Below are 13,241 nucleotides of genomic sequence, written 5' to 3'. Positions count from 1 at the left end.
ACTTATCATTTTTTGAAGATATTATATAGAAAAAAAGAACTTCCACTTTTGGAAATTCTTTTGGTATATCAAGCAGTCAATTCAATACGACTGGCTAATTTATCCATGACAAGTGAGCCGATTAGAAGTGATGCAAGTTCTCCCACAGCTGAGGTAAACCATGTCATCAAGAAAGGTGCGTTAGCAACAATATGCAACTCTGTGGCAATGGTAAACATTGAAGCCGCAAATAATAGTGAGAAATAAAAGAATGCTTTGTTAAATAAACCATTAAAGAGATATTGATCTTTATAGCGGTCAAACAAGGTAACACCTAACATCAAGAAAACAAAAGTCTGACTACCACCGACAAAGACATCGATGAGACCAAAACTATATAAATTAGCAATCATACAACCTGCTGTTAAGCCGATAATATATTTACGATTATAAAAAGCCAAAAATACTAACATTTCAGATACTCGGAACTGATAAGCACCGTAAGAAATCGCATTTAAAGGCGGTGTGATTGTTAAAACAACATAAAGTGCCGCAACAAGGGCAACTCGAACAAAATCACGCATAGTGAATTTTTCCATTTTCTTCTCCTTTGACGTTTGAAAGCTTAGGTTTCAACGTTTGTAATATGCTTGGCGAAAGGGAACTAAGCACCAAGGGTCGTCAAGACAACGCTTAAAAGTATAGCACATTTTTCTAAAATTTGATATAGTAGACCTATGAAAAAATTAATCACAAGCGAAGTTTTTAAGTATCTCTTTTTTGGTGTTCTAACAACTCTTGTCTACATGGGAACACGTTTACTTATCTTTTCATTGACTAGCTCGGCGACTTTTTCAGCTGTCATTGCTAATATTGTTGCTATTTTATTCGCCTTCTTTACCAATGATTATTTTGTTTTCAATCAAGTTCGTAAAGGTTGGTTTGAGCGTTTGGTCAAATTCACCATTGCACGTTTGTCAACACTCATTTTAGATTTAGCTTTGGCATTCTTCTTGGTCACAAAATTCCCGCACATCATCGGACAATTTGTAAATGACAATCTTTCAATGGTTAATGCTATTGAAACACTCTTTTCTCAAGTCTTAATCATTGTGCTGAATTATGTTCTTAGCAAGCTGTTAGTTTTCAAAGACAAAAAATAACACCCAGAAGGTGTTATTTTTTTTTGCCTCGTTGTGCCAAAAGTGACAACAAATCGCCTCGTCTACTTTCCATTTTTCCTTGACGTAATTCTTGATAAGTTGCGTTAAAAATAGCTCCTAAAATCAGGATATGAGCTAGGAAAATAAACCATAACATTAATACAAAAATCACGACCGATCCAAATGTTTTAATGTCAACCATTCGTTCAAAAGTTCGTAGAATATAGCTACTAAACAAGTTATTCAAGAACACAATGACGACTGAGGTAAAAATAGTTCCTGGCAAGATATAGCGAAAACGTCGAATTCTGACATTAGGTAGAATAAAATACAGTAACATCAATCCAATAACAATGGTTAAGACTGTCACCGGCTGTGCCAGATTCAAAATCACAGTAGCCATCGTGTCACTTAAATCATAGTATGAATTGATTACTTGCAAGACAGCTTTTGAAAAAGTCGAAAAGATTAAAACGAAAGTCAGTAAGAAGAGAATCAAAAGACTCCCAATAACTCCCACTAATCGACCAATCACAAAATCTCTGTGTTGTGCTACACCATAGGCTTTATTAATTGCTTTTTGAAGAGAGGTCAACGATTTAGACATAGTCCAAAATGCTGTTAAAGTGGCAACTCCCAAAATACTACCTGAAGGTTTTGAGAAAATGTCAATCGTAATAGCCGATACCGATGGGTAAAGGTTGGTTGGCAAATTTTTCTTCATAAATGCCAACAAAATATTAACATCAATGTTCAGATACGGGAAAATATTAGCTGCAATGACAATCAGCGGAAAAGCTGTCAGCAGTAAATAGTAAGCAACAGCAATTGCTGATAAATCAATCTCAGCACTACGATAATGTTTTAAATAAACTTGCAGCGGTTGCCACTCTAATTTAGACCATAATTTGTCTAAGAATTGCTTTCGCTTCATCTTAGTAAGTTCTTTCTTCTCCTTGGCTTGTTAGAATAACAGGACCGTCTTTTGTGATAACAAATTGGTGTTCGTATTGACATGATAGCCCACCATCAAGGGTTTTGTGAGCCCAGCCAGTTTTCATGTCAGTATCGATTTCCCATGTTCCTGTATTAATCATTGGTTCAACAGTCAATACCATACCTTCGCGCAAACGAAGTCCACGACCTGCTTTACCATAGTGAGGTACCATTGGTTCTTCATGCATTGTAGGACCGACACCGTGACCTACCAAATCACGAACGACACCGTAGCCGCGGCTTTCAGCATATTCTTGAATCGCTGCACCGATATCACCAATACGGTTTCCAACGACTGCTTTTTCAATACCGATATAAAGGCATTCTTTTGTGACGTCCATAAGATCTTTAACTTCTTGTGAAACCTCACCAACTGCATATGCCCAGCATGAGTCAGCCACACCACCAGAATATGATTGCGTGTATTTTTTAACTTGTTCAACGTTATCAAAGTTTAGTTTTGATACGTCAACCACTGATTTATCAAGCGGTTCACTCATAACCATATCAACTTTAAGCAAATCGCCTTCTTTTAGGATGTAGTGACGTGGAAAAGCGTGAGCCACTTCATCATTAAGACCACAACATGTAGCATATGGGTAATCCATGATTGAACCATCAACACCAATTTGAAGTGGAAGAACATTTTCTTCTTTACAACGGCGACGAACATATTCTTCAACTTCCCACATGTCAACACCTGGTTTAATAACATCACGTAAACCGATGTGGATAGAAGCAAGGAAATCTCCTGCGCGATCCATTGCTTCGATTTCACGAGCTGATTTTAATGTAATCATATTATCTATCTCCTATAATAAACTCTAAAAAGAATCAGTACTCTTAATTATACACTGATAGTCACCAAACTGTCAAAAAGGTAATGTTCTAGTCACTTTTTGATAGAAAAAATTAATTTATTTTTGTCGTTACTAAGGCTTTGGCGACAATTTGATCGTCTAAAAGAATTTCAAAATCAATCACCGAGCTACGACGTTTTTCCGTAATAATGCGTGGTTGAATGACCAAGCGATCATCAATCTGAACAGCTTGCACGAAATAAAGCATCAATTGTTCAATAATAATATTCTTTTGATGTTTTTTAGTTAAGACCCGAACACTGATTTCTTTGATAAATTCGGTCAGAACACCTTGCGCAAAGTTCCCTGCATGGTCAATCATCGCTGGCTCAACGATGAATTGGTAAACACCATCTTCTTGCTTCAAATTAGAAAGCATCTGATCACTGTAAGTGTAGGGACTTGAATGCTGTAGGTTCTGTAGATTCTCAACAGCCTGACGGCGTGTAATCACCCCAAGCAAAGTCAAATCTTCTGCTACAACTGGCAGCATATTAAGGTCTTCAAAAATCATTTTTTGACTAATATTAGCCAGACTTGCTTGCGGTTTAGCAACAATCAAATTGCGAGACATGATACTCTTGATATCGACGTTATTTTCCTTATCAACAACGTCAAACATACTGACAACACCGACGACTACATTTTTACTATTAACAACTGGGAAACGAACATTCTTGGTTTGCTTAATCAAGGTGTTAAAATCACGCACGGTGTCACCTTCGTGCAAAAATCCGTATTCTGCTTTGACTTGATAAACTTGCTCAACCGTTGTCAAATCTGTCTTAATGCGCAAATTAGACAAAGCATGGTTAATCATCGTGGCAACTGTAAACGTATCGTAATTAGTCACCATGACAGGAATACCAAGCTCATCAGCTAGACGAATAACAGCTTCTGAGACAGAAAATCCTCCAGTTACCAAAATGGCGTTATGTTTTTCAAGCGCTAGCAATTGAATGTTTTCACGGTCTCCAACAATCAAAAGCCCACCCTTAACCAAATAACGCAAGATATTTTCCTGAGTCATAGCACCAATTGAAAACTTGCTAAACTCTCGGCTGAGCCCTGCTTTTCCTGCTAAAACCTCTGAATCACTGATACGAGCAATTTCTGAATAAGTCAATCGCTCAATGCGTACGGCAGGTTTCTTTTCAATACGAACCGTTCCGCTTCGAGGTCTAGTCTCAACGATTCCACGATTTTCAGCTTCTTTAATGGCACGATAAGCGGTCCCATCACTAACATTTAAGTGATTAGAGATACTGCGCACACTCACGCGCTTACCAACCGCCAAATTCTCCAGATACTCTAATATTTTCTGATGTTTACTCATAACGATAGTCACCTTTACTCAACTGATAATCAACATAATCGCGCATTTTTCGGCTATAACGGTCGCTTCCTTTGAATTGACGCTTCAAACGAAACCCTGATTTTTGCGCTACTCGTTGACTGGCTATATTTTCTGCATGAGCAATCACATGTAACCTTTGTAAACCAAACTCCTGAAAGCTCAAAAAAGCAAGTGTTTTTAAACACTCAGTCATTAATCCCTTGCCCCAAAAAACTTGATTCATAAAATAACCAATTTCTGCTGTCATGTGATTAGAATCAAGTTTTTCAAAACGAATACAGCCAATCATTTTACGAGTTTTTTTGTCTTCAATCGCCCAAACACCGAGCGGTTCCTTCATAAAATAATGAACCATGAGAAAATCACTTTCCTCACGTGTGGCACGACTTGGAAAAATAAAACGAAGATTATCAGGATTGCTACAAATCTCAAAAAAATCCTGACTATCCTTATATGTAAAAGGACGTAAATACATGCGTTCTGTTTCAAAAGAGGCATAACGTCCCAAACGCGTCCAAATATCCATGACCTTATTATAACACATGACTTTAAAATTTGGTTTAGCAGAATTCAAACAAAAAAGAAGCCCTAAGACTCCTTCTTATTCTTCGATTAATTTAATATCAGCACCTAAGGCTGTCAATTTTTCGATAATATTTGAGTAACCACGTAAAATAAATTCAACGTTGGTAATTTCTGTTTGACCTTCTGCCATCAAACCAGCTGTCACAAGAGCTGCACCAGCACGCAAGTCTGACGCTTTAACAGGTGCTCCTGTCAATTTATTAGGTCCTTGATAAGCAATACGTCCGCCAACAATTGAAATATCCGCACCCATTCTCACCAATTCAGCGACGTGGTTAGTACGTTTTTCATAGATGGTATCCAAAATCGTACCACGGCCTTCTGCCACTAACAACAATGGTGTGATTGGTTGTTGCAAATCAGTCGCAAAACCAGGGTATGGTGATGTTTTTACTGATACAGCTTTTAGAGTTGACTGTTTTTCAACAAAAATAGCATCTTCTTCAACGGTCATACGAACACCCATTTCTTCGAGTTTCGCAATATAGCTCTCTAAGTGTTCATAAAGGACGTTAGTGATACGAACCCCTTCACCGATTGCTGCTGCCATAGCAATATAAGTACCTGCTTCAATACGGTCAGGAATCACTTGATGACGTGTTCCATGAAGGCTTTCAACACCTTCGATAGTGATAACGTCAGTACCTGCACCGCGTACGTGAGCTCCCATATTGTTCAACAATGTCGCAACATCAATGATTTCTGGTTCACGAGCAGCATTTTCGATGATAGTACGACCTTTAGCTTTTGTCGCAGCAAGCATAGTGTTGATCGTCGCACCAACACTAACAGTATCCATATAGATGTGAGCACCATGAATTGGTTCACCATCTGTTGCAAGACGCATTGCTTCGCCTTCATAAGATACTTGGGCTCCCATAGCCTCAAAAGCTTTCAAGTGAAGGTCAATCGGACGAGGACCTAGGTCACATCCACCTGGAAGTCCAACAGTCGCTTCACCAAATCGGCTAAGTAAACTACCATAGAAATAATAAGAAGCACGCAAGCTATTGATTTTTCCATATGGCATTGGTTGATTTTTAACACCACGTGGATCGATTTCAAGCGTTTCGCCTTCTCGCTTAATCTTAGCTCCCATCACTTCCATAATCTCAATCAAACTATCAACATCGGAAATGGCAGGAACTCCATCCAAAATAACAATATCATCAGATAGAATAGCTGCTGGAATCAAAGCCACAACACTATTCTTAGCACCTGAAATAGCAACCTCTCCCTTTAAAGGTTTGCCACCATTAATAACAATTTTACGCATACATTCAAAACTTTCTGCTAGAATTCAACCTTTTCATTTTATCATAGATTATGACATTTGACAAACTGATTATGGTGAATATTTTGACACTTTGTTAAGATTTTGTCATATTTTTTCGTGTTTTAATATTATAAGCAGAAACTATTACTTTTATTTTTCAAACTTTTTTAGTCAAAAGCCTTTAAAATCAAGCTCAAAACCCGTTTCAAATGTCTATTTTATGGCAAGTGTAACAAACTGATGGACTTTATTAAAAATATTAGTCAGCTATTTGGTCTCCTCTTTAACAATTGGTATCCATAAAGCCATTTCGTAATCATCAGCATGGATATCACCAGCTGCATAAACTTCAAAATCTGGAGTTCCTGAGTGTCGATACCCATTTTCTGGGAAGAAAACCTCAAGAACATATTTCCATGCTTCATGAATAGAATCAGGAACATTACCTCTAACTGGCACGATAGCATATTGTGCTTCAGGAACTTCTAACACAGTAAACCCTAACTCTTGTGCTTTCTTTATATCTCTAGTATCATAGCCTGCCAAATAATTAATCCCCGAACCCAATGAAAGTTCTGAACAGACACCAAAAGTTTGACCACTTCCTAATTTTTTTAAAGTATCACAATGCCGATTTGCATAAAGTTTATCCCAAACACCTGGGCAATCTTTGCTTTCAATCTGCGATGCTAAAACACCAGCAACCGCAAAAGCCGCTTTCTTTTCAATCGTAATATTCATAGACTTACCTCCACTTATCGTTAATGATAAGTAAACTTTTGGAAATACTTTGTAGGGCATCCCCTTACGAACTTCAGTTGGCGTTGAACCGTGGAATTTTTTAAAAGCAGCGCTAAAACTATCCGCAGAATCATAGCCGTATTTAAGAGCGATATCAATAATTTTATCAGACGACTCCTTCAAATCATTAACCGCTTCTGACAATCTACGATTACGCAGGTACTCCGATAAGGTCATATCTGCTAAAATGGAAAATAAACGTGAAAACATAGCGTATGAATAGCCTGATAAGTGTTGAACTTTTTGCTTGTCAATTTCGGTCGTTAATACACTTTCAAGGTAGGTCATCGTTTGATTAAATCGTGAAATCATTACCCTCACCTCCTATTTATAGTCTATCAAAAGGGCTCAAAATTTTCCCCATATTTTTGAAACAAAAATTCTAGGATAAAAAAACGCCGCACTAATGTGCAGCGAATCTTTGTTTATTTTACGGCTTCTTTCAAAGCATCGACTTTATCAAGTTTTTCCCATGGAAGATCGATATCAGTACGTCCCATGTGTCCGTAAGCAGCTGTTTGACGGTAGATTGGACGTTTCAAATCAAGCATCTTAATGATACCTGCTGGACGAAGGTCAAAGACTTCACGAACAGCAGCTTCCAATTTGCTTTCAGCAACTGTGTTAGTACCAAATGTATCAACACGAACTGAAACTGGGTGTGCCACACCGATAGCGTAAGCTAATTGCACTTCTGCTTTGCTTGCAAAACCAGCAGCAACAATATTTTTAGCGATGTAACGTGCAGCGTATGATGCAGAACGGTCAACTTTTGTAGCGTCTTTACCAGAGAAAGCACCACCACCGTGACGTGCATAACCACCGTAAGTATCAACGATAATCTTACGACCAGTCAAACCAGAATCCCCTTGAGGACCTCCAATTACAAAACGACCAGTTGGATTGATGAAGAATTTAGTCTTGTCATCAAGGTATTTAGCTGGAATAACAGCTTTGATGACTTTTTCAATCACGTCATTGTGAATTTGTTCGTTGGTTGCTTCTGGGTCATGTTGAGTTGAGATAACGACAGTATCGACACGAACTGGGTTGTCGTTTTCATCATATTCAACTGTGACTTGTGATTTCGCATCTGGACGAAGGTATGAAATTTCGCCTGATTTACGCAAATCTGCCAATTTTTTAACCAATTTATGAGAAAGTGAAATTGGTAATGGCATCAATTCTGGTGTTTCATCAACAGCAAAACCAAACATCAAACCTTGGTCACCAGCACCAATCAAATCAAGTGGATCTTGATCAGCATTTCCACGAACCTCTAATGCTTCGTTAACCCCTTGTGCGATATCAGGTGATTGTTCAACCAATGATGGATGAACCCCAACTGATTCAGCAGCAAAGCCGTACTCAGCATTTGTATAACCGATTTCTGCGATAGTATCGCGAACAATACGGTTAATATCAACATAAGCTGTTGTTGAAATTTCTCCAAAAACATGGACTGATCCAGTGTATACAGCTGTTTCCGCTGCAACGTGTGCATCAGGATCTTGTTCCAACACAGCATCTAAAATAGCATCTGAAATTTGGTCTGCAATCTTATCTGGATGCCCCTCAGAAACTGATTCAGACGTGAAAAGTTTACGTTCTGACATAAAAATGTCCCCCCTTAAAAATTTTAAAAATTGCTTAATACGTTACCATAAAAAGCACTTGTTAAAAATTCCATGGTTTCTTCCAAAATCAACTTACCTTTCAAGTTACGACGGTAAAAAGCAGCATTCGATAACAATGATGCTTTTTGCCTAGTAAGTCTCTTAGGAAAAATCCCATAGGATTTTCCGTTGTTTTATGAGTGAGTTTACTCACCATAAAACAAAGAGAGTTACAAAGTACCAATCTGTATTATGGCACGGTTAATGGCGGGTTAGTCAAGGCAGCGAAATCGCAGATAATACTGAAGTATATCAAGATGAGCTAACGAAGAATAACACGTTATTAAACCGCCAGATTGTCTTATCGGGACTCATTAACTAGAATATTGTACCACGTTTTACCCAAATTGCCTATAGAAAAATTCTTACCATTTCGTAACAAATTCATTTTTCATTAAGAATATTTAGAAAAAATATATTATACTATTGGTATGAAAACCTACGAAAAAATTTATCATTATTTACAAAACCAAAATGATTATATTAGCGGAGAAACGTTAGCAAGTGAGTTTGAACTCTCTAGAACCGCTATTTGGAAAGCCATCAAAACTTTAGAAGAAAAAGGCGTTCAGATTGATTCTGTTAAAAAACGTGGCTATAAAATTCTCTCAGGTGACTTGCTACTTCCGGAAATCATTTCTAAAGATTTAAAGATAGCCGTTAGTCTCAACGAAAAAAGCCAATCAACTCAATTAGATGCTAAAAATCATTTAGATGAAGATAAAGAAGCGCACCTCTACTTAGCTCCAAGTCAAGAGCAAGCCAAAGGACGCTTTGGTAGACAATTTTTTGCCTCAAAACAAGGTGGCATTTATATGTCACTTCACCTTAAACCAAATGTTCCTTTTGAAGAAGTAAAACCTTATACACTCATGGTAGCCTCAAGCGTTGTTAAAGCCATTTCGCGACTAACTGGCATCGAAACAGACATCAAATGGGTCAATGACATCTATTACAATGGTAAAAAAATCGCTGGCATTTTAACCGAAGCTATCTCATCGGTTGAAACAGGCTTGATTACCGATGTCATTATCGGCGTTGGCATTAATTTTAACGTTACGGATTTTCCAGATGACATTTCCGAAAAAGCTGGCTCACTTTTTTCTTGGCAACCAAGTATCACGCGCAACCAACTCATCACCGAAATTTGGAAACTCTTCTTCACTATTCCAGAAAAAGATTTGGTAAAAGTTTACAAAGAAAAATCACTTGTCTTAGATAAACAAGTGACTTTTACAGAAAATGATTGTCTATACTCAGGAATTGCCCAAGACATTACCAATCAAGGGCACCTGATTGTCAAACTTGACAATGGTCAAGAAAAATTGCTTCGTAGCGGCGAAATCAGTCTTTCTTCTTGGTAGTTGATGTCAAAGTTTGCAAGACCTTATCAACCGTGTAGGCACGTTGAAGGTCACGTAGCAAAAATAACCCCCAAAAGAAAGCAAAGAAATAATCACCATTAAATAAACATTCATTAAAAAAGTAGGTTTCAAAGGCGCACATGAGTGCCATTAAAATAAAACGTTTTATAGTCATACGTTTATTATAGCATAGATAACCGCTTTTAGCAGTTTTCACTGATATGTTTTCACGTTAAAAGGAAGTTTCAATCGAAACTTCCTTTTAATCTTCTACTTTGTTAATTTTATCTGCTAGAAAATCAAAGCCTTCTGGGATGAAAGAGTCATCTTTGACTTCTTCCTCTACTGGGGGTTGTTTTTTCTTTTTTAGATTTTGAGCAAATTCAGCTCGAATGCTGTTAAAGTCTTTTCGTGGCACTGCCAAAATATTTGGTGAGAAACCAGCAGCTTTACTCATGATATTACCAAACATGTCATTAAGGTCTGTTCGTTTCATGGCTTGCTCAGCATTAAAGGCTGCATCAAAAGCTAAAATGGCATTTTCGCTATTTGCAAGAACTGGTTCAGAACCAAGCAAAAGTGCGCGGTCTTGAGCTGAAATGCTATCCAAAATTTCATTCCAAGCGCCTTTAAGAGCTTCAAGATATTCTCTTGATTTCTGACTATCAACAATTGTTTCTTCCATGATGGTTAAAATCTTGACACGGTCAACCTTGTAGCGATAGCTAGAATTTGCTTTTGGACGTTTGTTTGATTTCTGTGAAATCGCAGAGCTGTCCAGATTAGCTAGTTGATTTTTCAAGTCTTTGATTTCTGACTGTAGTCTAGCTAACTCATCTGACAAGCCTTCTGGTACCTGAGCTAGAGCAGTTTGTTTCCCTGATTCTGATAACTGAATGGTTAACATTTCGGCGTAAATCTTAGGCTGAACACCATTTTTGATTTCAGGTAAAGCTTTGGTCACCAAGTCAATCATTGCAAAAATACGCTCTTGTTGAACATTAGTCAAATTCTCTTGGAAAACTTGACTCGTGTGGGTATTTTCACCACCACTTTGAACCACTAATAAATCACGAAGATAGTTCAATAAATCTGTCGCAAAACGACTCATGCTCTTGCCACTATCGAAAATTGTTTCAAGATTTGTCAAAGCTTGGCTAGTTTGATTGGCTAAAACATTTGCCACAAAATCATCCAAAGCCGTCATTGAAATGCTTCCTGTGATTTCTTCAGCAATGCTAAGTGAAACATAATTATCACTTGTAAGACTTAGCGCTTGGTCAAGAATAGACAAAGCATCACGCATTCCACCTTCTGCACAGCGCGCAATCAGGGTCAAAGCATCTTCTTCATACGTAATACCTTCTTTGTCAAGAATGTTAGCCAAATGGTCACGAATAGCCGCTAACTTAATCGCTTTAAATTCAAAACGTTGAACACGTGACAAAATTGTCGCAGGAATTTTATGAAGTTCAGTAGTCGCTAAGATGAAAACAACATTTTCTGTTGGTTCCTCTAAGGTTTTCAGAAGCGCATTAAACGCCCCAGTTGAAAGCATGTGAACTTCATCGATGATGTAAACCTTATAAGTGGCACGGCTTGGTGCGTAGGTTGACTTATCACGAATTTCACGAATTTCATCAACCCCATTATTAGACGCCGCGTCAATCTCAATGACATCTTCAAGACTACCATTTGTAATATCACGACAAATATCACACTGATTACATGGCTCACCATTGACTTGGTGAGGACAGTTCATAGCCTTTGCAAAAATTTTGGCGGCACTGGTTTTACCAGTTCCTCGTGGACCTGAAAACAAGTAAGCATGGCTGATTTTACCAGAAGAAACTGCTTGTTTTAAAGTCGTTGAAATAACCGTTTGCCCAACCATTTCTTCAAAGGTTTGGCTACGGTATTTTCGATAGAGGGCTTGATACATTATTTTTCAACTCCAAACATATCTAGATTCCAATATGATTTTTCGACAAGAATAGCTGCAAATTTTTCAAGATACTCTTGGTCAACAGCATCATAATCATCTGTCAACCGTGAATCCAAATCTAAAACACCAACAAGTTTGTCATCTTTGACCATTGGAACAACGATTTCACTCATGGCAGCAGAATCACAAGCAATGTAGTTGGCATGTTTTGTCACATCTGCGACAATCATTGTTTCGCGTTTAGCTGCTGATTCTCCACAAACACCTTTACCAAGTTTAATGTGTACGCAAGATACCCCACCTTGGAATGGTCCAAGAAGCAACTCTTCACCATTGAAAAGGTAAAAGCCAGTAAAAACAGAATTTGGCAAAGTCATCTTCAAGAGCGCACTTGCATTTGAAAGGTTAGACAACAAGTTTTTTTCGTTAGCAAACAAAGCATTTGCTTGCGCTAACATGATTTCATAATTCTCAATTTTCTTAGTATTTTCCATAAGCTTAATTATATCAAAAAAAGCCTACTTCGTCATACTTTGAAAAAATGATATTTTGGTGAATTTGACGTAAAAAAGAGCTGAGACAATGGCATCTCAACTCAGTTTATATTAAAATGACTGCTTAGTTTGGTTGCCTACTGCTTAATACTTTATTGCCAATAACTTGGACGATTTTTTTCGTAGGCTGAAATCAATTCTTCATACTGAAGAGTAATGCCGATATCATCAAGCCCAAGAACAAGCTTACGTTTCCACTCACTATCGATATCAAACGGAAAATCGCCAGCTGATGATTTGATGACTTGGTTTGGCAAATCAATGGTAATTTCTTCTCCTGCTGGTAGCGCAGCTAATTTTTGACGCACTTCCAAAGGTTGAACAATAGGAAGCATTCCATTTTTTAATTCATTATTGTAATGAATGTCTGAAAATGACCCTGCAATCACACAACGAAAACCATAATCTTCAAGTGCCCAGGCAGCGTGTTCACGCGATGACCCTGATCCAAAATTATCTCCAGAAATTAAAATCGTCGCATCACGATATTCAGGCTGATTAAAGATAAAGTCAGGATTTTCATCGTAATTATCATTAAGGTAGCGCCATTCAAAAAGAAGATTTTTCCCGAAACCTTTTTTATCAACAGCTTTTAAAAATTGCTTTGGAATCAGTTGGTCAGTGTCAATATTATCATTCATCAAAGGGACAGACTTCCCTGTATAGATGGTAAATTTTTCCATGG

The 13,241-nt window shown here is 37.7% G+C and carries 14 protein-coding genes and 1 riboswitch; of the genes, 2 read left to right on the top strand and 12 right to left on the bottom strand.

The annotated features are described in order from the left end of the window. Positions 1 to 68: 68 nt before the first annotated feature. Complete coding sequence (locus tag BLR83_RS00945) at positions 69 to 578, bottom strand: QueT transporter family protein (protein WP_074559671.1); 510 nt, start codon at positions 576 to 578, stop codon at positions 69 to 71. Next, positions 576 to 688, bottom strand: a riboswitch (PreQ1 riboswitch). (Overlaps the previous gene by 3 nt.) A gap of 28 nt (positions 689 to 716) precedes the next feature. On the opposite strand from BLR83_RS00945, the gene BLR83_RS00940 reads away from it, so the two are divergent. After that, the gene (locus BLR83_RS00940) at positions 717 to 1,142 is read left to right on the top strand and encodes a GtrA family protein (RefSeq protein WP_074559669.1); all 426 of its coding nucleotides are present in this window, start codon (positions 717 to 719) and stop codon (positions 1,140 to 1,142) included. A gap of 13 nt (positions 1,143 to 1,155) precedes the next feature. Here BLR83_RS00940 and BLR83_RS00935 read toward each other — a convergent pair whose 3' ends face one another. From BLR83_RS00935 to metK, 7 genes are all read right to left on the bottom strand, one after another. Next, on the bottom strand, positions 1,156 to 2,076 hold the full coding sequence (locus BLR83_RS00935; RefSeq protein ID WP_074559668.1) for a YihY/virulence factor BrkB family protein: 921 nt from the start codon (positions 2,074 to 2,076) through the stop codon (positions 1,156 to 1,158). A gap of 1 nt (position 2,077) precedes the next feature. Further along, a complete protein-coding gene (locus BLR83_RS00930; protein ID WP_039697157.1) occupies positions 2,078 to 2,938 on the bottom strand; it encodes a methionyl aminopeptidase in 861 nt (286 codons plus the stop codon). Positions 2,939 to 3,050: 112 nt separating this feature from the next. Further along, positions 3,051 to 4,334, bottom strand: coding sequence for a CBS-HotDog domain-containing transcription factor SpxR (spxR, locus tag BLR83_RS00925; RefSeq protein ID WP_074559666.1), 1,284 nt, complete (start codon positions 4,332 to 4,334; stop codon positions 3,051 to 3,053). Then, the gene (locus tag BLR83_RS00920) at positions 4,327 to 4,881 is read right to left on the bottom strand and encodes a GNAT family N-acetyltransferase (RefSeq protein WP_074561077.1); all 555 of its coding nucleotides are present in this window, start codon (positions 4,879 to 4,881) and stop codon (positions 4,327 to 4,329) included. Before BLR83_RS00920 ends, spxR begins: the two co-directional genes overlap by 8 nt. A gap of 75 nt (positions 4,882 to 4,956) precedes the next feature. Continuing rightward, complete coding sequence (locus BLR83_RS00915; protein ID WP_039697159.1) at positions 4,957 to 6,216, bottom strand: UDP-N-acetylglucosamine 1-carboxyvinyltransferase; 1,260 nt, start codon at positions 6,214 to 6,216, stop codon at positions 4,957 to 4,959. Positions 6,217 to 6,483: 267 nt separating this feature from the next. Next, positions 6,484 to 7,329 (bottom strand): AraC family transcriptional regulator, encoded by an 846-nt coding sequence (locus tag BLR83_RS00910; RefSeq protein ID WP_074559664.1) that lies wholly within the window; start codon positions 7,327 to 7,329, stop codon positions 6,484 to 6,486. A 113-nt stretch (positions 7,330 to 7,442) separates the two neighbouring features. Next, positions 7,443 to 8,633 carry a methionine adenosyltransferase gene (metK, locus tag BLR83_RS00905; RefSeq protein ID WP_074559662.1) on the bottom strand — a complete coding sequence of 397 codons (1,191 nt, stop codon included), beginning with the start codon at positions 8,631 to 8,633 and terminating at the stop codon, positions 7,443 to 7,445. A 491-nt stretch (positions 8,634 to 9,124) separates the two neighbouring features. Here metK and birA point away from each other — a divergent pair, with 491 nt between their 5' ends. Then, positions 9,125 to 10,057: a bifunctional biotin--[acetyl-CoA-carboxylase] ligase/biotin operon repressor BirA gene (gene birA, locus BLR83_RS00900; RefSeq protein ID WP_074559660.1), complete on the top strand. Its 933-nt coding sequence runs from the start codon at positions 9,125 to 9,127 to the stop codon at positions 10,055 to 10,057. Here birA and BLR83_RS00895 read toward each other — a convergent pair. The 4 genes from BLR83_RS00895 to leuD form a co-directional block, all read right to left on the bottom strand. Beyond that, positions 10,038 to 10,232: a DUF3272 family protein gene (locus tag BLR83_RS00895; RefSeq protein ID WP_043878416.1), complete on the bottom strand. Its 195-nt coding sequence runs from the start codon at positions 10,230 to 10,232 to the stop codon at positions 10,038 to 10,040. The two genes, birA and BLR83_RS00895, sit on opposite strands and share 20 nt — an antisense overlap. Positions 10,233 to 10,319: 87 nt before the next feature. After that, positions 10,320 to 11,999, bottom strand: a complete 1,680-nt coding sequence (gene dnaX, locus BLR83_RS00890) for a DNA polymerase III subunit gamma/tau (protein WP_074559658.1) — start codon at positions 11,997 to 11,999, stop codon at positions 10,320 to 10,322. Beyond that, a complete protein-coding gene (locus tag BLR83_RS00885; RefSeq protein ID WP_014334492.1) occupies positions 11,999 to 12,496 on the bottom strand; it encodes a GAF domain-containing protein in 498 nt (165 codons plus the stop codon). Before BLR83_RS00885 ends, dnaX begins: the two co-directional genes overlap by 1 nt. Positions 12,497 to 12,648: 152 nt before the next feature. Further along, positions 12,649 to 13,239 (bottom strand): 3-isopropylmalate dehydratase small subunit, encoded by a 591-nt coding sequence (gene leuD / locus BLR83_RS00880; protein WP_074559656.1) that lies wholly within the window; start codon positions 13,237 to 13,239, stop codon positions 12,649 to 12,651. Between the last annotated feature and the right edge of the window lie 2 nt (positions 13,240 to 13,241).

Source organism: Streptococcus equinus (assembly GCF_900101445.1).
GTDB classification, from domain to species: domain Bacteria; phylum Bacillota; class Bacilli; order Lactobacillales; family Streptococcaceae; genus Streptococcus; species Streptococcus equinus_B.
The sequence above is the reverse complement of the archived record's forward strand: the minus strand, read 5'-3'. Positions and strand labels throughout refer to the sequence as shown.

Excerpts from the sequence above, each read along its gene's own strand:
- BLR83_RS00945 (WP_074559671.1), bottom strand. The coding sequence starts at position 578 with ATGGAAAAATTCACTATGCGTGATTTTGTTCGAGTTGCCCTTGTTGCG.
- BLR83_RS00940 (WP_074559669.1), top strand. The coding sequence starts at position 717 with ATGAAAAAATTAATCACAAGCGAAGTTTTTAAGTATCTCTTTTTTGGT.
- BLR83_RS00935 (WP_074559668.1), bottom strand. The coding sequence starts at position 2,076 with ATGAAGCGAAAGCAATTCTTAGACAAATTATGGTCTAAATTAGAGTGG.
- BLR83_RS00930 (WP_039697157.1), bottom strand. The coding sequence starts at position 2,938 with ATGATTACATTAAAATCAGCTCGTGAAATCGAAGCAATGGATCGCGCA.
- spxR (WP_074559666.1), bottom strand. The coding sequence starts at position 4,334 with ATGAGTAAACATCAGAAAATATTAGAGTATCTGGAGAATTTGGCGGTT.
- BLR83_RS00920 (WP_074561077.1), bottom strand. The coding sequence starts at position 4,881 with ATGGATATTTGGACGCGTTTGGGACGTTATGCCTCTTTTGAAACAGAA.
- BLR83_RS00915 (WP_039697159.1), bottom strand. The coding sequence starts at position 6,216 with ATGCGTAAAATTGTTATTAATGGTGGCAAACCTTTAAAGGGAGAGGTT.
- BLR83_RS00910 (WP_074559664.1), bottom strand. The coding sequence starts at position 7,329 with ATGATTTCACGATTTAATCAAACGATGACCTACCTTGAAAGTGTATTA.
- metK (WP_074559662.1), bottom strand. The coding sequence starts at position 8,633 with ATGTCAGAACGTAAACTTTTCACGTCTGAATCAGTTTCTGAGGGGCAT.
- birA (WP_074559660.1), top strand. The coding sequence starts at position 9,125 with ATGAAAACCTACGAAAAAATTTATCATTATTTACAAAACCAAAATGAT.
- BLR83_RS00895 (WP_043878416.1), bottom strand. The coding sequence starts at position 10,232 with ATGACTATAAAACGTTTTATTTTAATGGCACTCATGTGCGCCTTTGAA.
- dnaX (WP_074559658.1), bottom strand. The coding sequence starts at position 11,999 with ATGTATCAAGCCCTCTATCGAAAATACCGTAGCCAAACCTTTGAAGAA.
- BLR83_RS00885 (WP_014334492.1), bottom strand. The coding sequence starts at position 12,496 with ATGGAAAATACTAAGAAAATTGAGAATTATGAAATCATGTTAGCGCAA.
- leuD (WP_074559656.1), bottom strand. The coding sequence starts at position 13,239 with ATGGAAAAATTTACCATCTATACAGGGAAGTCTGTCCCTTTGATGAAT.